Annotated in this window: 27 protein-coding genes; 16 read left to right on the top strand and 11 right to left on the bottom strand. The window is 26.4% G+C overall.

Annotated features, from left to right (window positions below; translation table 11 throughout):
* A partial coding sequence (locus KKE07_02215; protein MBU4269674.1) for an aldolase occupies positions 1 to 439 on the bottom strand: 439 nt, incomplete at its 3' end.
* Positions 440 to 580: 141 nt separating this feature from the next.
* Here KKE07_02215 and KKE07_02210 point away from each other — a divergent pair.
* Entirely contained in the window at positions 581 to 2,182 is a 1,602-nt protein-coding gene (locus tag KKE07_02210) for an STAS domain-containing protein (protein MBU4269673.1), read from the top strand.
* A 37-nt stretch (positions 2,183 to 2,219) separates the two neighbouring features.
* Positions 2,220 to 2,780 carry a GNAT family N-acetyltransferase gene (locus tag KKE07_02205; GenBank protein MBU4269672.1) on the top strand — a complete coding sequence of 187 codons (561 nt, stop codon included), beginning with the start codon at positions 2,220 to 2,222 and terminating at the stop codon, positions 2,778 to 2,780.
* Here KKE07_02205 and KKE07_02200 read toward each other — a convergent pair.
* Positions 2,773 to 3,396 (bottom strand): hypothetical protein, encoded by a 624-nt coding sequence (locus KKE07_02200; protein MBU4269671.1) that lies wholly within the window; start codon positions 3,394 to 3,396, stop codon positions 2,773 to 2,775. The genes KKE07_02205 and KKE07_02200 overlap by 8 nt on opposite strands.
* Positions 3,397 to 3,676: 280 nt before the next feature.
* On the opposite strand from KKE07_02200, the gene KKE07_02195 reads away from it, so the two are divergent.
* Positions 3,677 to 5,539, top strand: coding sequence for a hypothetical protein (locus tag KKE07_02195; GenBank protein MBU4269670.1), 1,863 nt, complete (start codon positions 3,677 to 3,679; stop codon positions 5,537 to 5,539).
* A 189-nt stretch (positions 5,540 to 5,728) separates the two neighbouring features.
* Here KKE07_02195 and KKE07_02190 read toward each other — a convergent pair whose 3' ends face one another.
* The 7 genes from KKE07_02190 to KKE07_02160 form a co-directional block, all read right to left on the bottom strand.
* Entirely contained in the window at positions 5,729 to 6,169 is a 441-nt protein-coding gene (locus tag KKE07_02190) for a hypothetical protein (GenBank protein ID MBU4269669.1), read from the bottom strand.
* Complete coding sequence (gene atpA / locus KKE07_02185; GenBank protein MBU4269668.1) at positions 6,169 to 7,674, bottom strand: F0F1 ATP synthase subunit alpha; 1,506 nt, start codon at positions 7,672 to 7,674, stop codon at positions 6,169 to 6,171. Before atpA ends, KKE07_02190 begins: the two co-directional genes overlap by 1 nt.
* Positions 7,668 to 8,225 carry a F0F1 ATP synthase subunit delta gene (locus tag KKE07_02180; GenBank protein MBU4269667.1) on the bottom strand — a complete coding sequence of 186 codons (558 nt, stop codon included), beginning with the start codon at positions 8,223 to 8,225 and terminating at the stop codon, positions 7,668 to 7,670. Before KKE07_02180 ends, atpA begins: the two co-directional genes overlap by 7 nt.
* Before the next feature lie 25 nt (positions 8,226 to 8,250).
* Complete coding sequence (locus tag KKE07_02175) at positions 8,251 to 8,739, bottom strand: hypothetical protein (GenBank protein MBU4269666.1); 489 nt, start codon at positions 8,737 to 8,739, stop codon at positions 8,251 to 8,253.
* Positions 8,729 to 9,085 (bottom strand): hypothetical protein, encoded by a 357-nt coding sequence (locus KKE07_02170; GenBank protein MBU4269665.1) that lies wholly within the window; start codon positions 9,083 to 9,085, stop codon positions 8,729 to 8,731. Before KKE07_02170 ends, KKE07_02175 begins: the two co-directional genes overlap by 11 nt.
* Before the next feature lie 7 nt (positions 9,086 to 9,092).
* Positions 9,093 to 9,350: an ATP synthase F0 subunit C gene (gene atpE, locus KKE07_02165; protein ID MBU4269664.1), complete on the bottom strand. Its 258-nt coding sequence runs from the start codon at positions 9,348 to 9,350 to the stop codon at positions 9,093 to 9,095.
* A 122-nt stretch (positions 9,351 to 9,472) separates the two neighbouring features.
* Positions 9,473 to 10,207 carry a deoxynucleoside kinase gene (locus KKE07_02160; GenBank protein ID MBU4269663.1) on the bottom strand — a complete coding sequence of 245 codons (735 nt, stop codon included), beginning with the start codon at positions 10,205 to 10,207 and terminating at the stop codon, positions 9,473 to 9,475.
* A gap of 276 nt (positions 10,208 to 10,483) precedes the next feature.
* On the opposite strand from KKE07_02160, the gene KKE07_02155 reads away from it, so the two are divergent.
* The 13 genes from KKE07_02155 to KKE07_02095 all read left to right on the top strand — a co-directional run bounded on the left by KKE07_02155 (position 10,484) and on the right by KKE07_02095 (position 22,635).
* Entirely contained in the window at positions 10,484 to 11,944 is a 1,461-nt protein-coding gene (locus KKE07_02155) for a hypothetical protein (protein ID MBU4269662.1), read from the top strand.
* A gap of 24 nt (positions 11,945 to 11,968) precedes the next feature.
* Complete coding sequence (locus tag KKE07_02150; protein MBU4269661.1) at positions 11,969 to 12,643, top strand: hypothetical protein; 675 nt, start codon at positions 11,969 to 11,971, stop codon at positions 12,641 to 12,643.
* A gap of 2 nt (positions 12,644 to 12,645) precedes the next feature.
* On the top strand, positions 12,646 to 14,844 hold the full coding sequence (locus tag KKE07_02145; GenBank protein MBU4269660.1) for an ATP-dependent RecD-like DNA helicase: 2,199 nt from the start codon (positions 12,646 to 12,648) through the stop codon (positions 14,842 to 14,844).
* 71 nt (positions 14,845 to 14,915) lie between these two features.
* Positions 14,916 to 15,278 (top strand): hypothetical protein, encoded by a 363-nt coding sequence (locus KKE07_02140; GenBank protein MBU4269659.1) that lies wholly within the window; start codon positions 14,916 to 14,918, stop codon positions 15,276 to 15,278.
* Between the two features lie 23 nt (positions 15,279 to 15,301).
* Positions 15,302 to 15,598: a hypothetical protein gene (locus KKE07_02135; GenBank protein MBU4269658.1), complete on the top strand. Its 297-nt coding sequence runs from the start codon at positions 15,302 to 15,304 to the stop codon at positions 15,596 to 15,598.
* A gap of 22 nt (positions 15,599 to 15,620) precedes the next feature.
* The gene (locus KKE07_02130) at positions 15,621 to 16,046 is read left to right on the top strand and encodes a hypothetical protein (GenBank protein MBU4269657.1); all 426 of its coding nucleotides are present in this window, start codon (positions 15,621 to 15,623) and stop codon (positions 16,044 to 16,046) included.
* 61 nt (positions 16,047 to 16,107) lie between these two features.
* Positions 16,108 to 17,517 (top strand): glucose-6-phosphate dehydrogenase, encoded by a 1,410-nt coding sequence (zwf, locus tag KKE07_02125; protein ID MBU4269656.1) that lies wholly within the window; start codon positions 16,108 to 16,110, stop codon positions 17,515 to 17,517.
* Positions 17,514 to 18,449: a decarboxylating 6-phosphogluconate dehydrogenase gene (gene gnd / locus KKE07_02120; GenBank protein MBU4269655.1), complete on the top strand. Its 936-nt coding sequence runs from the start codon at positions 17,514 to 17,516 to the stop codon at positions 18,447 to 18,449. Before zwf ends, gnd begins: the two co-directional genes overlap by 4 nt.
* Before the next feature lie 195 nt (positions 18,450 to 18,644).
* Positions 18,645 to 19,001: an adenosylmethionine decarboxylase gene (gene speD, locus KKE07_02115; GenBank protein MBU4269654.1), complete on the top strand. Its 357-nt coding sequence runs from the start codon at positions 18,645 to 18,647 to the stop codon at positions 18,999 to 19,001.
* Positions 18,998 to 19,894 carry a polyamine aminopropyltransferase gene (gene speE, locus KKE07_02110; GenBank protein MBU4269653.1) on the top strand — a complete coding sequence of 299 codons (897 nt, stop codon included), beginning with the start codon at positions 18,998 to 19,000 and terminating at the stop codon, positions 19,892 to 19,894. The genes speD and speE overlap by 4 nt, the downstream gene beginning before the upstream one ends.
* A 25-nt stretch (positions 19,895 to 19,919) precedes the next feature.
* Positions 19,920 to 20,543, top strand: coding sequence for a cyclase family protein (locus KKE07_02105; protein MBU4269652.1), 624 nt, complete (start codon positions 19,920 to 19,922; stop codon positions 20,541 to 20,543).
* Between the two features lie 29 nt (positions 20,544 to 20,572).
* Positions 20,573 to 21,928 (top strand): metallophosphoesterase, encoded by a 1,356-nt coding sequence (locus KKE07_02100; GenBank protein MBU4269651.1) that lies wholly within the window; start codon positions 20,573 to 20,575, stop codon positions 21,926 to 21,928.
* 5 nt (positions 21,929 to 21,933) lie between these two features.
* Positions 21,934 to 22,635 (top strand): DNA alkylation repair protein, encoded by a 702-nt coding sequence (locus KKE07_02095; GenBank protein MBU4269650.1) that lies wholly within the window; start codon positions 21,934 to 21,936, stop codon positions 22,633 to 22,635.
* Positions 22,636 to 22,637: 2 nt separating this feature from the next.
* Here KKE07_02095 and KKE07_02090 read toward each other — a convergent pair whose 3' ends face one another.
* Positions 22,638 to 23,336 carry a hypothetical protein gene (locus KKE07_02090; GenBank protein ID MBU4269649.1) on the bottom strand — a complete coding sequence of 233 codons (699 nt, stop codon included), beginning with the start codon at positions 23,334 to 23,336 and terminating at the stop codon, positions 22,638 to 22,640.
* Between the two features lie 20 nt (positions 23,337 to 23,356).
* Positions 23,357 to 23,971: a hypothetical protein gene (locus tag KKE07_02085; protein MBU4269648.1), complete on the bottom strand. Its 615-nt coding sequence runs from the start codon at positions 23,969 to 23,971 to the stop codon at positions 23,357 to 23,359.
* Between the last annotated feature and the right edge of the window lie 514 nt (positions 23,972 to 24,485).

Raw genomic sequence — 24,485 nt, 5'->3', positions numbered from 1 at the left:
CTTCCGATCTACCAACACCGACTATAGATAAAGCTGAAGACTGTTTAAAATCAACTATATCCTGAACGGTGTTTAATAAAGAGCTCATAGGTTCTAACTGTTTAGTTTGAACGATATCTGTTTTAGAGTTTAATTTAACTACATAATTTATATTTTTATAATCATTACCGTATTTTGAAATTAAACCTAATTGTGTGGCAAAACATCCGACATAACCGGAATTTGCAATTTTAAATAAATGTTCAGGATCAGCACTTTGAGATGAAATATCTTTTCCATAAAAATCTTTATTTAAGTGTTCTATTTTTTGATCACCGGCAAACAAAAATAATTTACCGGTATCTTTTGTAATTTTTTTTAAATTTTCCAAGTATAAATTTTTATTATCCGAATGAACGTTTAATGGAATCATTTTTTCTAAATCTTTTGAATTATTCATATTATATCTTTCAAATTTAAAATAAAAATGCTTGTAAAAACTTATAAAAAGTAATTTAATAAAAATATAAATAAAAAAGCTAGAAAATAGTTACTTATAATTAAATATTTATAAAAATTAAAAATATTTTGGGGAAAAAATATGAAAAATTTTTTTATATTTCAAAAAATAAAAGAGAACTGGAAATCCGGGTTAACAATTTCTTTAGTTTCCATACCATTGGCTGTTTCACTGGCAATTGCATCCGGAGCAAGTCCTACTCGAGGAATTATTGCTGCAATTTGGTCAGGATTTATCGCATCAATATTCGGCGGTAGCAATTATAACGTTATTGGACCTACTGGAGCTTTATCCGGAATATTGGCCACATATGCAATATTATATGGCGAAAACGTTTTACCTATTTTGGCAATTTTTTCAGGAATAATAATTATAAGTTGTTATTTTTTTAACATTGAAAAATATTTAGTATTCTTACCGTCAAGCACCATTCAAGGTTTTATACTTGGCGTATCTTTTATAATAATTTTTAATCAAATTAATTTTGCTTTTGGATTAACCGGATTAAAAACACATGAAAGATTTATAGAAAACGTTATAGAATCGTTTAAAAATATACATAACGGATCATTAATTTCATTTTTAATATTTTTATTTTTTGCAATAATTCTATTTATTTTAATTAAAGTGATTCCAAAAATACCCGGATCTGTAATTATTTCCATTGTTGGTATTTTTATAGGTTATTTAACATCAAACAAAATTATTCCGCTTGATTTACCAACACTGGAAACAAGATTTAGTAATTTAAATCCAAAACTATTTTTGCCGATAGAATTTATATTTTCTTCAAAATTAATTTTGCCTGCGTTAATAATTGCATTAATTTCAATTTTAGAAACAATGATTTCTGCAAAAATTGCAGACGGAATGACCAAAACAAAATATAAAAAACAAAAAGAAGTTTTAGGACTTGGTCTGGCAAATATAGCTTCAGGATTTGCAGGAGGAATTCCTACTACCGCAGCACTCGCAAGAACAGCTTTAAACATAAGAAGTGGCGCCACACATAAAATTTCTACCGCTATAAGTAGTTTTTTTATTGTTGTTATTTCATTTTTATTATTAAACTATTTCAAATTTTTACCGCTGGCAATAATAGCCTCAATATTGACAATAGTTGGTATACGAATGATAGAAATGGAACATTTTGTAAAAATGTTCAAAACGGATAAAACAAATTTTGTAATCGCTTTAATTGTAGCTGTAATAACAATACTTGAAGACCCAATAATTGGTTTATTGCTAGGTGCTTTAATTTCAATGCTTATTTTTATGCAAAAATTATCAAAGGGACAATACGAATTACTTTCGAATAAACAAGAAGAAAATATTTTTGAATTAAAAGAAAAAGCAAAAAAAACAGATACGTTAATTTATTCAATCAAAGGTGAGCTAGCCTATATAAATGCGCAATCTCACATAACAAGATTTGAAAAAACACCTATAGAAAATAAAAATATAATTATAAATCTTAAAAATATAAATTTTATAGATAATGACGGCATAGAAGCAATAGAAGAAATTATAGAATTAATAACAACAAAAGAAAAAAAATTAATGTTCGTTTTAGATGAAAATTCTTTAACCGAAAAAATGCTAAAAGAAAGTCATAAATTTAGTAATTTAAAAAATAAAAATTTAGTTTTTGAATCACTTGCATTAGCGCTTGAGAATGTGTAAAAAATAAATAAAAATAAAAAGGCAGAAGGGTGCAGACTTGAATTTAATTCAAGCCAATAAACATTTGACACAAAAAATTTTCTATCTACCAAACGAAATTGTTGGAAATATTATTACTTTAAAAATAGTTTCTCTTTATTATTTAAACCAATATTATTCGGCATTTTCTCCTAAAGTTCAAAGAATGCTGAATATTTCACACGCTGATGCAACATATGAAAATACAAAAAAATATTTAATTAAAAAAAATATTTTACAGAAAAACAGTGAACAGCTTTTTTATTTTATTTTCGATAATTTTGATAAAAAGCTTATAGGAAAAATAGAGATAAGAAATTTTAATCACAAAAAAGGGCAGCTTGGCGTTTGGATAAATGAAAAGTATTGGGGTAATGGTAGATATCAAGAAGCTTTAAAATTAATCTCAAATTTATATTTTTCTTACACAAATAACTATTATTACACTGCACAGATTCACGAATTTAACTTAAGAAGTTTATTTGCCAGTATTAAGTACGGATTTAAATTTTCAGGCAAATTTATTTTAAGAAATAATCGACGATATTATAATATGTATATGCACAAAAATTTTATATAATAATATATTGCTCTTTTTTAGGAAGAAATTGATTTCTAATATCATTAAAAATATTTGTAAAAGCATTTAATGAATCTGTACCATCGTTTTTGTAAATTTCGTAAATGGCATCAAAGGTTGCTAAAAGTTCTTGAGGTACAAATCTACGATAATTTATTTTTAAAGTAATATTTGGATCTGTTGAATAATTTTTAAAAAAATCATCCATAACTTTTAACAAATTGTCTTGTTTGAGTTTATTTTTTAATGATTTATGCATAAGTAAATTTGTTACATAAAAAAAACACACAATAAAAAATAACCCTCTAAAAAGATAAAGAAATGGTTTCATTTCTTTATCTTTTTTTAGGGATATTTCAGCAAATATATATACTGCAGCTTCAAATAGTGCTACAAATGTGAACTCTCTGAGGCTATTATCTTCAGACAGTATATTAACTTTATCTACAAGTTCTTTTTTCAAAAAATTCCATTTATGGTTTTCAAAATAAACAACTTCCGGATTTATTTTATTTAAAAGATCTGTGTTAATTACAGGTGACAACTCATTTGAGTAGCTATGTGTAAAATTCAAAATATTAAAAATAACTAAAAATAATATTTTTTTGTTTAACATAAAAATTCCTTATTTACTAAAACATTTTATCATGCAAATAATTTTTGCATAGAATATGAAAAGCAAATTTATTTTAAGAAATAATCGACGATATTATAATATGTATATGCATAAAAATTCAATTTCTAAGTCATGTCTATAGCACATATTAATGAATTTAATTCAAGAAATTTATTCACAATATCAAGTCAAATTAATAAATCTATTGACACAATTTATTTTTAAAATATAGCTTAGGCCAAAGATAAGTGGATAAAAATTATTTTTTAAAGGAAAATTTATGAACATAAAAAGAATTTTATTTATTTTTTATACAATAACAATATATTTAAGCACTATATTTGCTACAGATAAAATTAATGTCGAAAATGCATCACATGATCCAATTTTTGTTTCTATTTATTATCAAAAAGGAGATATGGCTGAAAGATTTGGCTTTCCAGAAATTATAAATCCACAAGACAATATAAATTTAAACCGTCCACCAAGAACGCTAATGTCGAATAGACTCCTTATTTTTTCATATAATAAAGAGGATCTTAAAAAAAGTTTATCAGGTAAGAATTATTTAGATTCAACCAAGATTAAAATTGGAAATATGCATGGTAATAAATTTCATATTGTTGAGCACTCAGAAAATTTAAAGGGTTATAATTCTATAGAATGGAATTTACTTAATCCTATTCAAAAATTATTAGGTAAAACATTAGATGTTATATCAAATGAAATTCGAAATCGTGTTAACTCCGGAAAACATGCTAATGAAACAGCCTTGGTAAGATTGGGAAATGATTTATGTTCAAAAGAAATCGAATATTTAAAAAATCGTAAAGCCATAATAAAATCCAATATTGAAAAATTTATAGGATCAACAATTGATAAAGAAAATATACCCAATATAGCATTTTGTTGTAGCGGTGGCGGATATAGAGCTATGATAGGTACAGCTGGGTTATTTTCGGGTGCAGAAAAAATAGGCTTACTCGATTGTGCAACTTATGCTGCAGGATTATCTGGTTCCACATGGTTTATTACTCCATGGTTATATTCAGGAAAATCTGTTTCTGCATATAATGAATATTTAATGAATATAGTATCAACAGATTTAAAAACAACATTTATTGATCCAGGTGTTTTAACAGTTTATTTAATGGAAAAAAATATTTTTGGTCAACCTGTTACATTAGTTGATATCTATGGTTGTTTAATTGCAAATAAACTTTTTGCAAATCTTAAAAAATATAGCAGACAAAATATTTTTTTGTCTGCTATATCTGAAAAAATTAATAATGGAAAAAATATTTTTCCATTATTAACAGCAATTCAATCCGGTAAACCATTCACTTGGTTTGAGTTTTCTCCATATGAAATAGGAGGATCATTTTCAGGTGCATTTGTGCCAACATGGGCTGCTGGACGTAAATTTTTAGGCGGCAAATCTAAAGATTTTGGTCCAGAACAAAGTTTAGGTTTTTTTATGGGTATTTGGGGATCAGCATTTACTTTTTCATTACAACAAGGCTTAGATCATGCTCAAAATAAAATTCCGAAATCTGTAAATAACTTTATTCAAAAAACTCTAGATATTACAGGAGCTCATGAAGAACGTATGTCTATGGGCAAATTAAATAATTTCGCTTATGGATTAAACCTAGAGCTTGGTAAATTGGATGTATTAAAACTACTAGATGGTGGATTGGATTTTAATTTACCATTTCCACCACTATTAAGAAAAGAAAGACAAACAGATATAATTATTATCTGTGATATGTCAGCTAGCGCTTATAAAGGTGCCGGACAGCTCAAATTAGCTGAAGACTGGGCTAGAGCGAAAAAAATAAAATTTCCAAAAATTGATTATGCAAATATAACAAAAGAAAAATTTAGTGTATTTAAAGATAAAACAGATTCAACAATTCCAACTTTAATTTATTTTTCTCTAGTTAAAAATCCAAACTTTGATAAACAATTTGATCCCACAAAAGAAATTCAAACTGGTTTTTGTGGAACAATGAATTTTAAATATACAAATAAACAGTTTAAATTACTTAGCGGCTTAATGGAACAAAATATTATTGAAGCTAAGGAAATTATAAAAAAAGAAATTATAAATAAAATTAATGCTAAAAAAACTTTAATTTAATTTGTTTGTTTTTCTTGACATCATAAAATGTGATTGCTAATCTTCATCTCGAATATAAATTTAATGCGATAAATAATACGTAATACAAAGCATTTTTGAAATATATTTTTTAAAAGTCCCTAAATGAACAATACTTTATGTATTGTTCGCCCCCCCAACCCTCCAGCTTGTCCTAAGTTGGAGGGTTTTTTAATTTGTACAAGCAACTTGACTTAATGGACCTTTTACAATAACTCCATCAACATCAAATATTGCATTAACAACATAATAATAATTTTTTTGAACCTGATCTTTTGGTAATTTTAGAACTTCTTTATCTAGAAAAAAGTTATTTTTTACATAAGAATTATTTAAAGGCTTTTTCGGAATAATTAATGATTTAACAAGTCTATAAACATTAAATCCCAAAAATTTTATTTTTGAATTGGAACTTTTATAATCAACATCTTTCCAAGATATAAAATTACCAAATTCATTTTTTTGAATTTTTAAATTTTTTATTGAACACAGATCCAGTCTGTTAACTTTAAAGTGCTCTTTTTTTGGAGTAAAATCAAAAATATTTTTTTGTTTTTTACCGCATGAAGACAGAAAAAATAGTAGTATTAAAAAAAAAATTATTCTTTTCACTAGTTTGCAAAAATTAATTTGAATTCATCAATAGCTTTTCTAATTTCCAAAATATTTTTATCACTTAACTCACCACTTTGCAATATATTATCATAACTATTTTTAAAAGTAGCCTTAAAATAACTTGCAAATTCTAAAACGAATGCTTTTATTTTAGAATAATCCAAATCATCCAAATAATTTTCTTTTAATAAAAACAAAAATAAAGATTGATCAACAAATGAATATGTTTCATATTCATTCTGTTTTAAAATTTCAACAGCTCTTCGACCACGATCTAAAGCCTTTTGACTTGCTTTGTCCAATTCAGAACCAAATTGAGCAAATGCAAGAAGTTCATTGTATTGAGCAATTTCCAATTTTAAAGCACCTGCAACTTTTTTTATAGCTTTAGATTGCGCCGCACTACCAACACGAGAAACAGACAATCCAATATTAACTGCGGGTCTGATTCCATTATTAAACAAATTTGTATCTAAAAATATTTGACCATCGGTAATTGATATTAAATTTGTTGGAATATATGCAGAAATATCTTCATCTTGAGTTTGTGCAATAGGAATAGCTGTTAAAGATCCACCACCTAACTCTTTGGATATCTTTCCAGCTCTTTCCAATAATCTTGAGTGTATATAAAAAATATCTCCGGGATAAGCTTCTCTTCCAGGCGGACGTCTTAGAAGTAATGATAATTCTCTATATGCAATAGCATGTTTACTTAAATCGTCATATATAATTAAAACATCTCTACCTTGCTTCATGAAGTATTCACCAATTGCACAGCCGCTATATGGAGCTAAATATTGGTCTAACGCCGTTTCTTTTGCATCAGCATCAACAATAATTGTATAATCCATGGCTTGAAATTTTTCCAATTGATAAACAATTCTTGCCGTATTAGCCTGTTTATGACCTATAGATACATAAATACAAATAACATTTTTATCTTTTTGATGCTTTATAATATCTAAAATTATAGAAGTTTTTCCGGTACTTCTATTACCAATTAATAATTCACGCTGTCCTTTGCCTATTGGAATTAATGCATCTATAACTGTAATTCCGGTTTCTAGAGAACTATTTACAGGAACTCGTTGAACTATTCCGGGCGCGATTTTTTCTATTGGGAAAAAATCATCATTTTTTATTTCTCCCAAAGAATCTAAAGGCTTTCCAACGGAATTAATAACTCTTCCCAATAATCCAAACCCAACAGGAATTCTAAATACATCACCGGTTCTTCTTGCCACTTCTTGTTCTATTACCGATATATCACTTTCAAGCAAGACAACCGAAACATAATCTTCATCAAGATCTAAAACAATACCAAGGCTGCCTCTCTCAAATTCAATCAATTCCCCGTAAACAGCATTGGTTAAACCATAAATTTTACAAATACCATCCCCAACTTTAATAACAGTTCCAACCTCTTCTAAATTTTCCTGAGGCTTTTCCGCTAAAGCCCTTTCAAGTAAAGAAATAATATCCGTTTCTTTTTTTACCATATTCCTACCTGCTTAAAAATAGATCGTTTAACGTTTCTAAGTTGTTTTGCTATGGAACGCTCCCATAAAAAAGTTAAACTTTGAATCCTAAGACCTGCTATCAGTTTTTCATCTTTTACAAATTCTGTCCAAACCCCTCCATGCCAAATAGATTTTATAAATTCTGTAACAGCTTCTTTTTCTCTTTCAGTCAAATTGTGAGAACTTGAAACTTTAAATAACTTTGAATTTACTCTTTTTCTATATAAAAGAATTATTTTATCCAAAACAAAATCAAATAACTCAATTCTATTGTGGTCAAGTAAAAGTAACATCATTTTTGTTATAGGCCTATTTAAATCAAGAGCTTGCGAAATACGAACTAAAGCCTTTTGCTTTGTGAGATATGGAATACTTGGAATTCTTAAATAAATATAAATCATTCTGTTTTTTTTAAAAAATTTTTTTAATTCAATCCATTTTTCCAAATTTTTATCTGAAATTTCATTTGAAAAAACATTCAAAAAAGCAATGGCATATTTTTTTGCAATAATATTAATTTCTACCTGCATTCTGCAAGTCCTATTTTAAAAATTTTCAAGGCTTTATTTTATTAATCAATTCTCTTGTCAAATTTAAGCCCGTTGTTCCCCCATAAACATTTAGCATTTCATCATATGCTTTTTTTACCGCTTCAGGAATGGCTATTTTTTGTAACTCGGCAATCTTAAAATTATTTAACTGCAAATTTCGTTTATTCTTTAATTCATTAAGATATTTGCTATGATCAAATTCTTTTTCTATTTTTTTTTCCAATAAATTATTTTTCCAATTTTCAACTTTATTTTTCAAAAAAGATATTTTTTCTTGTTGCTTATAAATTTCATTTTCAAGATTATCTTTTGTTTTTATTAATAAAAGATCTTTATTTTTTAGGTCTTGCTCATGTTTTTTTTTATTTTCAATTTCTGAATATAAATATGGAGCACCATAATTTTTAAAAAGATTGTAAATAACCAATATTAATAAAAAAAATATTGTAAAATTAAAAATTATAGATAAAAGACTTAAATCTTCAATCGACATGCGGAACCCTTTCTACAAGCATATCTTTTGTTATTTTTGTAATTTTATCTATCTCTTTTTCATCTAAATTAATTTGAGACATTTTTGGCACATCTAAAGCATCTATTGATTCTGCTTTATAATCTTTATTTACTTTATTTTGAAAATCACTTAATTCTTTACTCTTTTTATATTCCAAATTTAATAACAAGTCTTGTTTTTCTTTTATTACATTATTTAATTGTGCTTCTTTAAGTTTTTCTTTTTCTATAAAATCAATTACCGATTTAAATAAAAAATTATTCAAAAACCAATAGGTTATATAAAAATTAATTATTTGTATAAAAAAAGTAATATTAAATTGCATATTGTTATTATTTTGCAACCACAAACAGTAAAACTAAAGCTATAAGTAATGCATAGATGGCAGAGCTTTCAGCAAATGCAAGTGCAACAACCATAGTTCTGGTTATAAGACCGGCACTTTCCGGCTTTTTGCCAATACTTTCGCAGGCTTTTCCGCCAATAAAACCCTGTCCTAATGATGGACCAATTGAACCTATTCCCATACAAATACCGGCAGCTATACAAGCCGCAACTTTAACCCAATCGACAGTTGTAACTGCATCCATAAAATATTCCTTAAAAGAAAAAGGTCACATAGTTTTAATAATTTCAACAATTAATATTATTAAAACTCTAGTGACCTTTTGTCAAATTTATAAATAATTACATCCAATAAATAGTATAAAAACTATAATTGTGCCGAAATTTGTTTCGCAGGAATAATATATTTTGACCGTAATTCTTTTATAAACATATCAATTTGACTAATTAATAGGTTTTGATGCTCAATATTATTTTCAAATTCAGTATCACAATCCAAGCTTAAAACAGGAATATCTTTTATATAATCAATGATTTCACTTTTATTTATCAACCAATCTTCATGTTTTTTATGTAAGAGTTCAAGATAAGATAGTGGAACTGATTTTTCTTCATCTCTATCTCGTTTAAGCATTCGAGAATAACAAGTTTTAGGATCTGTTTTTAAATAAATAAATCCATCAGGTTTTTCAGTGTACCCTTCAACAAGCCATTTAAACCAATCTTTATATATTTGCCACTCTAAAGAAGACATCAAGCCTGCTTCATAACAATTTTTGGCAAAACAAAATCTATCGCTATAAACGGAACGTTCTAATATTTGAACATCTTTTGCTTTACTGTTTTTTAATCTTTCATTTATAGCTTCCACTCTGGTTATAAAAGCAAAAGATTGAAATGTATAGGCCCAACGTTTTATATCTTTATAAAATAAATCCAAAAGATTTCCGCCATCGCCAATATTTTGCCATTTATCTGTAGGTTCATAAATTATATCTAAGTTTAAACGCTCTTTTAATATTCGTAAAAAAGTAGATTTTCCGGCACCTATATTTCCTTCAACAACTATCAATAATTTTTTTGAAGTAAAATTTTGTTGCATAAAGGCTCCTTAATTTTTAGCGTAGTTTTTTAATTTTTAAAAAAATTTTAGACTTCTTAAAAGTTTATATTTTTAAAAAATCAAAATCCACATTTATTTTTAAAAAAATCAAAAAAGCTTAATTTAAAAGGCAAAAACCCCTTTTTTGTGATATTTTAGCTCCAAATTTAGGGCAAACTTGAAAAAATTAACGTTACCTGAAATAATCTTATGGCAAAGAATTTGTATTTTACTAATCTTAAACTTTAAAATTAAAATTAAAAAGAATATAAATATATGAAAAAAAAATTTTTAAAAATATTTTATATAACACTATTGGTCTGTAACATATTAAACAATAATAATTTAAATTCTATGAATTTTTCAAATTTTGACGATAGTATAAATCTTGACGATATATCTATTTCTCCGGATCTTTTTGATAATATTGATACATCAAAAATTCAAACTAGAGCTTACGACGATATGTTTGAAAGACTTATACCAGTAATAGTTTCAATAGATACCCCACTATGGAACAAAACAAAGCCTCCTAGGGGCCGTGACGTATTATACTTAATGCCTCATAGAATTTCTGCTCTTGAGTATGGTGGTTTTTTATGTAATTTATTTTTTAATTTTACAAACAAAATGGATTTTTCAACAGATGAAACATTAATGCTTGATGAAAACAAAGAAGCATTAGATCAATTTACACAAACAATGATAACTGAATTGGGAGCATCCGATGCATCCGCTCTTATACCATTATTCAAAAAACTTACAATTCAAGAAAGAAAAATTGGAGGATTATTTCAACTGGCATTCATTAAATCCGCATTTAAATTTGAAATAGATACATCTTTGTTATTTTCCGAAAGAAATTTTTGGCTTACACAAAAAGATCAAAACCGAATTAAACAAATGTTTGCTGGATCGGATTCAACATTTGATACCAGAGAGCTTATAAAAAAAAGTTTTGGAATGGGAGATACAAGAGTAAAGCTTGGGCTTAATAGTCTTAATATGACAAATTTTCAAGTTGATGTAGGCTTTGAAGGCATTTTACCTACAAGTAAATTTACAACCGGACCAAGATTAAAAATTTATGATATAAATCTTGATAATATGGTAAACGATATTCCTTATTTATTAAAAAGTATTAGAGATAATTTAATTACACCGCAACTCGGCAACTATGGTCATTTTGGATTAGGATGTTTTTTTGAAAGTAAAATAGATATGTTTCATAATTCAATACATCTTTGGAACAGAATATCTTTTGACAATTTATTTGCAGCAACGGAAGAAAGACTTATTCCATCAAAAAAAACCATAAATTCACCGCTAGACCTTGATATAGAAAATAAAGAACAAGTTACTGAATTTATAAAAGAATATATATTCCCACCGGCATACAAAATTACATTAAAACCCGGTGATATAATCAACTTTGTAACATATTTAAGCTTTGAAATAGAAAAATATTGGAACGTTGGTTTTGGTTACGATTTTTATCATCAACAGAAAGAAATTTTTCAAGAAATAGACACCAGAGGAGAAGACATAAATTCATTACGAATTGAAGATGCGGCATCACCAAATGCAGAACAACATAAAATATTTGTTCAAGGTAATTATATTAAAAAACAAAAGGATTGGGATTTAATTTTAGGATTTGGTGGAGATTATACAATAGCAAGTAAAAATCTAGGTCTTGATTGGACCATATTTTTAAGACTTGGAGCCTCGTTTTAAAATAAAAAAAGGAAAGGATTTGGTATGTTTAAATATTTAAAAACAATTTTTTGTTTTTTTATAGTTTTAGGGCTAAAAAATATTAATTGTATGCAAGCACAACAAAGCATTAAAAATATAGCTACAAATAATTCAATAATTCAAAATTCAAAATATATTGTCCCAGAAAATCATGCAAAAATTATAGACAAAATATTTGGAGAAAATCCTATTTACACATTAAGGCTTCAAAGCTCTTATAAGGAATTACAAAAAATCGTTGAAAATATAAATAGCATACAAGAACTCGACGTACCGAAATTAAAAAATGGCGCACTAAAGCCTGTAATAACAGTATTTCCGGTTTTACATAAAAGAGCATTTCGTTTTGTAAACGAACCTTTATTTATGTCATTATTAAGCGCGGAATCTAAAGCAAAAATTATGCTTTCAGTCAATACTGCCAATATTAAACTTGAAGATGTTTTTAAATTTGAAGCCGACGCAAATATACCTGTAGGACTAAAATTTTTAAATTGTTTAGAAAAAGATGCTCCTATGTTTTTTGAAAATTTTATAAAAGATAAAGCAACATTACTGCAAGTATGTACCGAGCTTATAGCTTTATTTGAACCAATAAACAATATTTTAACAGATGAAACAAAAAACAAAGCAGTAGAATTTTATAGAAAATTAATGGAACAAAATAAAACCAAATAAATATGCAAGAACTTGTTGAACTATGTGGCACAATAGATAAAGAAATCTATAAAAATGGTGAAAATGGATTTTCCATATTTACATTAAAAGTAACAGCCAAAGAAGATATAACAGTACAGGGATATTTGCCGCAAATTCATCAAGGTGAAAATGTTACATTAAAAGGCAAATGGGTTTTTCATAAAAAATTTGGGCGTCAATTTGAGGCCAGCGAATGTAAAGCTCAACTTCCATCAACAACAACGGGTATAAAAAAATATTTGGCTTCAGGATTAATTCGCGGAATAGGCCCTAAATTTGCAGAAAAACTTGTCGAGGCTTTTGGTGAAAAAACTTTAGAAATTATAGATACAAATCCTGTAAAACTTTTAACTATTTATGGTGTTGGGCCTAAAAAAGTAGAATCTATTACAAATGCTTGGCACGATCAAAAAGAAATATCCAAAGTAATGGTCTTTTTAAAAGAAAAAGATATTTCAACTGCTTTTGCTGTAAAAATTTACAAAACGTATGGTGATGAATCTTTAAAATTAATACAGGATGATCCATACAAGCTTGTAGAAGATATTTGGGGTATAGGATTTAAATCAGCAGACCAACTTGCATTAAAACTAGGGCTTGAAAAAGATTCTATAAAAAGAATAAAATCCGGAATTTTATATTGCATCACTGAAAATATAAATAACGGACACTTATATATTGAAGTTGAAGAATGTAAAGAAAAGAGCTTAAAGCTACTAGAACTTGAAAACAATAATAATAACAAACTTTTATTAAAAAAATCTTTAAACGAACTTTATTCGCAAGATAAAATAAAATTAATTTCTCAAACAGAAGATAAACATTTTATATCGTTACCCAAATACTATTTTTCCGAAAAGGGTATATCAAATAAAATTCTTAAATTACAAGAAAAAAAATCTAATAATTTAAATTTTGATTTAAGCAATATCTATAAATTAAGCTGTGTTAAAGATTCTAGAAATATAGAATTAAACGAACTACAACAGCATGGAATTATGGCTGCATTTCAAAGTAAAATTACGATAATAACCGGTGGCCCCGGAACCGGAAAAACAACACTTTTAAGAAAATTACTAGATATTTTAGATTTTTATAAAATTAAATTTAAACTTGCAGCGCCAACAGGAAGAGCATCCAAGCGAATGTTTGAGGGAACCGGAAGAAATGCTGAAACTTTACACAGACTTTTAGAATTCAAACCGGAAATAATGAATTTTGCACGAAACGAATACAATGCCTTAGAATTGGATTTTTTAATAATAGATGAAGCATCCATGATAGATGTATTTTTAATGCATTCAACTCTTCGCGCATTGCCTGATAATGCTCATTTAATATTATTAGGCGACATTGATCAATTACCATCCGTTGGTGCGGGAAATGTTTTAAATGATTTAATTGCATCTGAAAAAATAACAACTATTAAGCTAACGGAAATTTTCAGACAAGCACAAAATAGTTTAATAATAGTAAATGCACATAGAGTAAATAAAGGCGAATTTCCCACTACTTCTATCCCTGAAAGTAAAAACGATTTTATATATATTAAAGAAAATAATGCTGAAAATATTTTCCCATTATTACATAAAATATATAGAAGCACGCTGCAAAAACATTTCATAAATCCGGAAAACTCTATAGTTCTTACACCCATGAATAAAGGTATTGCAGGAACTCAAAGAATTAACCAAGAGTTACAATTAATATTAAATCCGGCAAATTCAAATTTGGCTGAAGTAGCCAGATTTGGACAAATTTATCGTGAAGGCGACAGAGTTATGCAGATAAAAAATAACTATGATAAATTTGTGTTTAATGGAGATATTGGTCAAATAAAAAAAATAGATAACGAAAATCAAATTTTATTTATAAATTTTGGCGAACGAGATCTTGAATATGATTTTACAGAATTAAATGAAATTGTACTTTCTTATGCAGTATCCATTCACAAAAGCCAAGGTTCAGAATTTGACGCTGTAATAATACCGGTATTTATGCAACATTTTATATTATTACAAAGAAATTTAATTTATACGGCAATAACCAGAGCTAAAAAATTATGTATTTTGATAGGCGAGCCTAGAGCAATTGCAATGGCTATCAAAAATAATAAAAGTATTAAACGAAATACATTCTTAAAAGAATTTTTAACCACAAATCTAGAAGCCAGACAGTAAATAAATTATTTGCATAATACTAAATTATTGCTAAAATTCATGCTTGTTTAAAATATTTTTTAAGGAAAAACATGAAAATCAAATTTATATTACTATCTTTATTAATTCTTACAGGCTCATCACATAAAAAAAATTTTGCTATGAATAATCTGGAATCACGCATTGAATCAATTAATCTATTAGACACTACAATAACTAAAATAGAAAATATTAATAATCAATTAAAAAATATAAAGAATGAATTAAATCTAAAAAATCTTAGATTTAATGCTTTAATAAATATTCTTGAGGATTTAAAAGAAAAAAGTGATGACATTGCCGGCTTTGATCTCAAATTGTATAGCAATCAAATTGACAATTTACTCCAACAAATACAAAATATAGAAAATTTAATTTTTACAAAAATAAAAGTTTTATCTCAAACGGATCTATAATTTAAAAAGTTTAAATAAAACATATGAAAAAAATAATATTTCTAATAATTTCAGTGTTGTTTTTTCTTAATAAAATAGAATTAACAGCTATGAAATCTCAAAAAACTCAACAAAAATATTATACCGAAAAAGATTTAGAAGCGGTGCAACAAAAATACAGTATTCTAATTTCTCTTTTAAAATTAGCAAAATCAAAAAGCGATGAAGAGTCTATAGAAAATATAAAAAAGAATATATACAATTTATCGCTCGAAACAGATTTAATAGTAGCTGGTTTACATCAAAAAAAAACCGGCGAAAATAATTGTAATATGTTCTAGAATTAAATTTTATAGGAAAAAAATGAATAAATTTAAATATTTTATATTTTTAATATTATTATTAAATAATAATAAATTAATACCTATGAAAAATACAAATTTTTATATTGAACAAAATAAAAATTATCTCTTAGAAAAAATAGAAGAGTGTAAAAAGTTTATTGCTTTTATTTTATCAGAAAATGGCACACTAATAATTGATAATAAAGAAAATGAAATAATAGATAAAATAAACAAAAAATTGATTTCATTAGAAATAGAATTAAACAAAAATCAAGATATAATTAAAGATGATATAGATAAAATTGAAGTTGAAATAAATCAAATTACAATGTTAATAATTGAAAATACATCTAAATCTATAAAAATTGAACCTTTAGAACTCTATAAACCACCTAAATTGATTTGCGCTCAAGCTAAAAAACCAAATAATTGCAATTTATTTTAAATAAATTTAAATATTATTGTTAATATAAATAAAATAATATTTTCTATATTTAGGGGGTAAAATGAATCAAGTTACTTTTATAATTTTGGGTGCCACAGGAGATCTTTGTAAACGCAAACTAATTCCGGCAATATATAAACTTATAGAAAATAATAAATTAGATCGTTTTGCTTTTATAGGCGTATCTTTTGATAAAACAGACATAAACACAATTTTAGAAAATTCTGAAAAATTTATCTCCAAAATAGATAAAAATATATGGAATAAATTAAAAAACGCTTCGTATTATTATCAATTAGATTTTTACGATAATACAAGTTATCACGAACTTAAAAATTTAATAAAACATGTAGAAACTAAACATGAAATCAATGGAAATAAGCTTTTTTATTTAGCAACAATGCCGGAACATTTTAAAGTAATTACAAAAAATTTAAATGATCATAAAATTATTACCAAATATAATCATGAAAATAATTGTTCAGAATGCAAACACCCTTGGTCTAGAATTGTTTATGAAAAGCCATTTGGCCACGATTTAAAATCTGCTAAAGAAATAAACAGATGCATAGAAAAATCTTTTCATGAAAACCAGATTTATAGAATAGATCATTATTTAGGAAAAGAACTTGTAAGTAATATTGCTCTTGTAAGATTTACCAACAGAATATTTGAACCACTATGGAATAACAAAAATATAGATTCCGTTCAAATTATTTTAAAAGAGAAAATAGGCATAGAAGGGCGCGGCGCTTTTTACGACAAATATGGCGCCATAAAGGACGTTTTACAAAACCATATGTTGCAAATATTAAGTCTTATAGCCATGGAACAACCTAAAAAACTCGAGGCAAAGTATATAAGAGATGCAAAGGCAAAAGTTCTTAAAAATATTAAATTTAAAAATGCAATTTTAGGTCAATACGAAGGGTATACACAAGAACATGGTGTAAATCCAAATTCAAAAACAGAAACATTTGCCGCCTTAAAATTAGAAATAAACAATAAGCGTTGGAAAAATGTACCATTTTATTTAAAAACTGGAAAACATCTGAACGAAAAAGAAACCAGTATTCATATAAAATTTAAAATGGTTAAATGTTTACTTACTCAAGGGTGTCCAACAGACTCAAATTATTTAACATTAAAAATAAATCCGGATCAAGGCTTTTATCTTGAATTAAATAGCAAAGATCCAAAATCTGCAAATAATGTAGTACCGGTACAAATGAACTTTTGTCACTCATGTTTGCTTGGTCCAAATACACCTGAAGCTTATGAATATCTAATTTTAGATGTTATTAAAGGAGATCAATCGGCCTTTGTACGATCTGATGAAATAGAATATTCTTGGAAAATTATTGATCAAATGAATAAAAATAAATTTAAAATATTTAATTATCCCAAAAATTCAAGCGGGCCAAAAGAACTTAAACTGCTTGATAAAAAAATAATAAGGTGGAGATCATGAAAATAGGACTTTTAGGTTTAGGTAAAATGGGCAGTTCAATTGCCTATAGATTATTAAAAAATAATTACGAAATTTTAGCATTTGATCCAAATATAAATGAAAACGAAATAATAAATTCAATTTTTGAACACGATTTGGATAGCAAAAATAAATTCAAAAATAATATAATTTTTTCACAAAATATCGAAGATTTAGCTAAAAAAGTAAATATAATCTGGCTCATGCTACCGGCGGGAGAAATAACAAATCAAACCGTAATAAAATTATCAAATCTTATGCAACAAGAATCTATTATTATAGATGGCGGCAATAGCCACTTTAAAAACACACAAGAACTTTATCTAAAACTAAAAACAAAAAATATAAATTTTTTAGACTGTGGAACTTCTGGCGGAATTGCCGGAAAATTTAACGGTTATTCTCTAATGATAGGCGGTGATAAAAAAATATTCGAAAAAATAGAAAATATATTTAAAGCTATTGCAACAAAAAATGGATATAACTATTTGGGTAGAAGCGGAGCAGGTCATTATGTAAAAATGGTACATAACGGCATAGAATATAGTTTATTACAAAGTTATGCCGAGGGTTTTGATCTTTTAAAAAATAATAATAATTATAAAAATTTAGATTTAGAAAAAATTACAGATACCTGGATAAATGGATCTGTAATAAGATCTTGGATTTTAGAACTTTGTAAAAATGTATTCGAAAAAGATCAAGAACTTAAAAATATTTCCGGTGCCATAGACGAAAATCTAACCGGTCGATGGACATTGGATGAAGCAATTGCAGAAAAAATTAATATGCAACTACTAAAAGATTCACTCGATATAAGAAAAAAATCACGTGAAACCGGCGGAAATTACGGAACAAAAGTTGTCGCAATGCTAAGAAACCAATTCGGTGGACATAGTATTAAAAAAAATTAGATTGCATATTTTGGACAATTTGGTAGATTTAACAGCATTGTATCGTATTTTTATTCACAAATCATAAAATTGGAGGGTTTCCGATGAACATAAAGTTTAATCATTGGGCCCGCAAGAGTCTTTTTTAAAAATTATTTAAAAAAATAATTTTGTTTCTATCTATTTCATAAAAATTTTAAATTTATAGGATGCATTATGCTAAATAAAAATAATTATTTGGGTAAGCATTTGTTAGTTGAATTTTGGGAATGCAATGTCCCTGACGACTCGGCTTTTTGGGAAAAAATGCTTTGGAATGCTGCAAAAGCTGCAAATAGTACGCCATTAAAAGTTGCCATACAAAAATTTGAGCCACATGGAATCACCGGAATGATAATTTTGGCAGAATCACATATATCTGCACATACATGGCCGGAAAAAAAGTATATCGCTATAGATATATTTACTTGTGGAGCTCATACAAATCCTCAAGCAGCTATGGAATATTTAAAAAAAGAACTTTCACCTAAAAGAGTTGAATCTCAATTTATAAACAGAGGCAAAGAAGAATGATCATCAAAGAAAATAATATAAATTATTTTTTCGAAAATACATGTCCAACAGACGAATCAATATTAAAACATGGCATAGGCATAAAAAAAATTTTATTTTCCGGTATAGAAAAAATAAAATTAAATAATTTAGAAATTAATATGAAAGTAGAAATTTTTGACACTTATGCTTATGGAAAAATGTTAACTTTAGACGATAGAGTGCAAACTAGCGAATTTGATGAATTCATATATCACGAAATAATAACACATGTCCCAATGCTTTATCATAAAAACCCCAAAAATATATTAATTATAGGCGGGGGAGATGGAGGTTCGCTACGCGAAGTTTTAAAACATGATATTGAATCGGTCTCAATGGTTGAAATATCAAAATCTGTTATAGAATCATGCAAAAAGTACATTCCATCAATACCTAACAATTGTTATGAAAACCCTAAATCAAATTTAATTATTGGTGACGGCAGAGCTTTTATACAAAAAAATAAAAATAAATTTGATGTAATTATATTGGACCTATCAGATCCGGATGGTCCGGCAGATGGACTTACAAGTAAAGCTTTTTATCAAGAAGTTTATGACGCATTAAAATCTGACGGCATTGTATCAATACAAAGTGAATCGTTAACATATCAACATAAACTGGTTTCAAGTATGCAAAAGAATATACGCGCCGTGTTTCCTTTTGCTCAACTTCACACAGCAAGCATCCCAACATATCAAGGTAGCACTTTTGGATTTACAGTTGCCGCAAAACATGATTTTACTCAACTTACTAAAGAATATGTAAAAAGTAGTTTAAATAAATTGGGTAAATTAAAATATTTAGATGAAAATATATTTTTTGCATCAACAATAATTCCCAGCTATCTTAAAGAAAAAATTGATTTATAATACTCTATAATTATAGGAGATAGATATGGAAATTATAGATATAAGCTGGCCAATAACTCAAAGTATCACTGAGTACAAAAATAAAAAATATATAAATATTGTTCAAGCTTCGGATTTTAAGCATGACAAAGTCAGAGAAAAATTGATTACCATACATAGTCATACAGGCACACACATCGATGCGCCTTCACATTTTTTACACCATGGTAAATCTTTAGATCAGTTGGATTTAAGTAAATTTTATGGACCGTGTAAAGTATTTGATTTAAGCGACATAAAAGAAAAAATAACAGATAAAGATTTAGAAAAATTTAATATTAATGAAAACGATATAATTTTATTAAAAACAAAAAATAGTGTTCTTCATGAAAATATAAATTTTACAGAAAATTTTGTTTATTTAGATAAATCCGGAGCTCAATATCTTGCAAATAAAAAAATAAAAACATTTGGCTTTGATTATCTTGGAATAGAACGGAATCAGCCTGAACATAATACCCATTTATTTTTATTGGAAGCTGAAATTCCAATAATTGAGGGATTACGATTAAAAGATGTTATTGAAGATGAATATATTCTTTGTTGTTTTCCAATATTGATAAAAGAAGCAGATGGAGCACCTGCAAGAGCTATATTAATAGTAAAATAATATAAACAATTAATAAAAAATATAAAATTATGTTATTTAAATTTAGATATTTTATAAAAAAACTTATCTTACTTATATTTTTTCAAATAAATCTAATAAATGCTCAAGATTTGTTGATAGAAAAACAATCCATAGATAATTTCACTTCTTGGAATTCAAAATGTAGTTCAATAAATGAAACGGAAACATTTATAACATCAGATCAATTTTTGAAAATTTCATGTGAATTTTTCAACACAATGGAAAATATAATAAATGAAAATAATTGGGTATCTATGCCAAAAAACTTTAATTTGGTAAAAAACGAATTCGAAGAATCTCTGACAAAATTTAAGTCAAAATTCGATACCCCTGTAATCCACAGATTCAGAGATTCACTATTTAAATATGTTCAAAAATTAATACTTCCAAAGAATGGTAAGGTAATAATAGTGGGAGATATCCATGGAATATATCAAACTTTAAGTAATTTAATAGATGAGTGGATTAAAAAGGGATATATAGATAAAAATCTTAAAATAAAAGAAAACATTTATATTGTATTTTTGGGAGACTATAAAGACAGGGGTCCTTTTGGTTTTGAAGTAACAACAACACTTATGCAATTAAAAATAATTAATCCAAAACAGTTAATACTTGTTAGAGGAAATCATGAACATTATTATTATAATGAAGATTATATAATAAATAGATTTCCAAACAAATATTATAGCATAATAAGCATGCTAAATGCCTTTTTAGAAACACTTCCTGACGTTTTATACATTGGATTTAAAGCAGTTAATAATAAAACTATAAAATATTTTCAATTAAATCACGGTGGAATGGAAAAAAGATACAATCCCGAGATATTAATATCAAAAGAAAGCAACTTTAATGCAGAAGAATTACCGCTAGAATTTACAAACTTTAAATGGCATTACATCATAGAAAAAAATAGAGAAGAAGAAATAAATAGATATATATGGTTTGGAATGGAGATGAAAGAAACCCATAACAATAATATTCTTGAATACATAAAAAATAATTTAAAAAAAGATTATAATTTTGAAGTAATTGGAATAATAAATGGTCATAATCACGAGGCTCCTAAAAAAAATAGTTTATGTAATATGTTCCCAGATAAAGTCCTAGATATAAATTTATCAAAAGAAAAAGAACTTTTGCAAAAATATCCAAATGAATGTAGAACGACAACTCCAGGATATTGTAATCTAGGAACACAGGAAATTCCTATAATTATAACAATCGCAGGACCTATGCGTTCTGCATTACCTACAAAAGAAAATTGCCAACATTTTGAGCTATCATTAAACTATAATTATACATATGTTTTACTAGAAACTAACGAAAATGATTGGCAATACAAATATTGTGTAGTTTAAGTATTATGAATTTAGAAAATTTAATAAAAGATTTTGAACAAATACAAAATCCTGAAAAAGCAAAAATTCTTTCTCGATTTTTCAAAACAGGCAAAGGTCAATACGGTTATGGTGATATATTTTTAGGCATAACCGTACCGCAACAAAGATTACTAGTCAAAAAATTTTTTGATTTAAATTTACAAGATACAATTAAATTACTTCAATCAAAAATTCATGAACATAGGCTTACAGCATTACTAATTCTTGTAAAAAAATTTGAAAAAGAAAATTACGAAAGAACCAGAGAAAATATCTATAATTTATATCTAGATAATACAAAATATATAAATAACTGGGATCTGGTTGATCTTTCAGCTCCAAAAATTGTTGGAAATTTTTTATTAAATAAAAATAGAGAAATTTTATACAAATTAGCCAAATCAAAAGATCTTTGGGAAAAAAGAATATCAATAATTTCTACATTTACATTTATTCGCAATTTTGAGTATTTAGATACAATAGAAATTTCAAAAGTTTTATTAAATGACAAACATGATCTTATACATAAATCTGTAGGCTGGATGCTCAGAGAAATGGGAAAAAGGGATATAAATATTTTAAAAAATTTTCTTGATAGTTATTACAAAATCATGCCTAGAACTATGCTTAGATATTCTATAGAAAAATTACCTAAAGACATAAGAACTTATTATTTAAAAAAATAAAATTATTCAATCAAATAAATTAAACTGCCGCCCAAATCAAATTCGCTATTAATAGGCACAAATAAGTAATCTTTAAATTCATTACCGGGTTTTACACAATAACTATTATTTTCTTTTATATAATTGGCATAATTCAAAGTATCTGATTTTAAATTATTTAAAGAATTTAGATTATTCAAAGAATCATTTAGTGGCTTTAAACTAAAAAACCATCCGACAAATCCTGCAACTCCACCGACAACAGCTGTTGTCAAAAGATATAGTGGTAAATTTGAAATTAAATTATCCAACAGATTTTTTAAACTTGTCGCATCTGACATAGATGACAAACTCATAACATAAGATGGAACAATTATTAAAGAATAATAAAAAATTAGCTTTCTAAGATCTATGTTATTTTTAATTTCTTTATAATATTGAGCAAAAATATTACTTTGAGGAACAGGAGTTTTTACAAAATTTAAATAATAATAACTTAATGGAAGATAGATATTTTTATCAAAATTATTTTTAACAAGTACTTCAAATATTCTAAACTTGTTACCAATTACATTAAGAGAAGGGTTATCATTAACTGTTAACTCTCTAACCAAACAGCCAACATTTCCGTCGTCATACAAAGATACAGAGCGTTTCTCGTAAGAGTAAAGATTTGCCAATATAAAACTGTTTAAAATTAAAAAAAACAATAGCTTCTTCATAAACCCTCTCCTATTAAAAACTATTTTTTACTATGAGATGCCTTTAAATAAGCAATCATATAGTCCAATTTTCGAATCTGTTCTTCAAAACCAACAAAATATCTTGAGTAACTCATTCTTAGATCTTTAAGCATATTTTTAATATACTTTTTGGTAGATTTTAATTTTTCCAAAAGATATAACGATGCATCATCAGGAACATCTTTTAATACTCTAATAGTCTCTAAGGGTTTTTCAGCTATCAAACTTGAATAAAAACTAAGCTCACCCAAAAGTTCACCCAAAATTTGATTCAAAAAATTTTCATATTTTATAAAAATATCTTTTGATTTTTTGTAATCGTCTTCTTTAATTTCAACATGACCCGTTGTGCTTAATTCTTCAAGTTTCTTTTCTATTATTTTATAAAGATCCACAAAAGAAGTTATTTTTTCTTCAACTTCTCTTTTGATTTTATCCAATTCATTAACAATCAAATAAACTTCTTTTTTATAACCCTCAGAAATGGCTGGAATCGCCAATTCTTTAGTATTTTTTTCCATAAATTCTTTTATAAAAGCCTCTTGCTTAGCTTTTTGCTCTTCCGGTGAAATTTTTTCATTTTCAATATTTTTCAAATCTTTTTCATCTGCCATAGTAAAACCCAAAATAAAAGTTAAAAATAAACATAATATAAGTTAGAAATAGCTATTTTATATGGTTTTTAAAAAACATCAAAAAGATAATTTATTTATGCAAAATAATAAAATAAAAATAATTTATCTCTGAACATAATTTAAAATTATTAAAGCAGCAAAAAAGCCTAAGTAATAAATAATATTGGCCAAAAAATAACAACTCAAATTATTTTTCTAAAAATAGTTCAAATAGAAAAGACTATTTAAGTCTAATTTTGAAATTTAATTTGTTAAATACAATACTTTTTAAGTTTTTAAAAAAGTTACACACATAATTGTTAGTAACTCGGTTTTGTTTTTTAAAAAAATTAGAGCTACTACAACTTTCAACAAAATGTACTGTTTTAGAACACAAAAAATTATAACGTTTAGATCAGCGACTTCAGTGATTTAACATAATATGTATAAATGCGACGTTTATAATTTTAATATTTTTTATATTTTAAAATTAGACTTAAATAGTCTTTTCTAT

The sequence above is a fragment of the Candidatus Dependentiae bacterium genome (assembly GCA_018897535.1).
Taxonomy (GTDB): domain Bacteria; phylum Babelota; class Babeliae; order Babelales; family UASB340; genus UASB340.
Note: the sequence above shows the minus strand (reverse complement) of the source record. Positions and strands in the feature narration are given on the sequence as shown.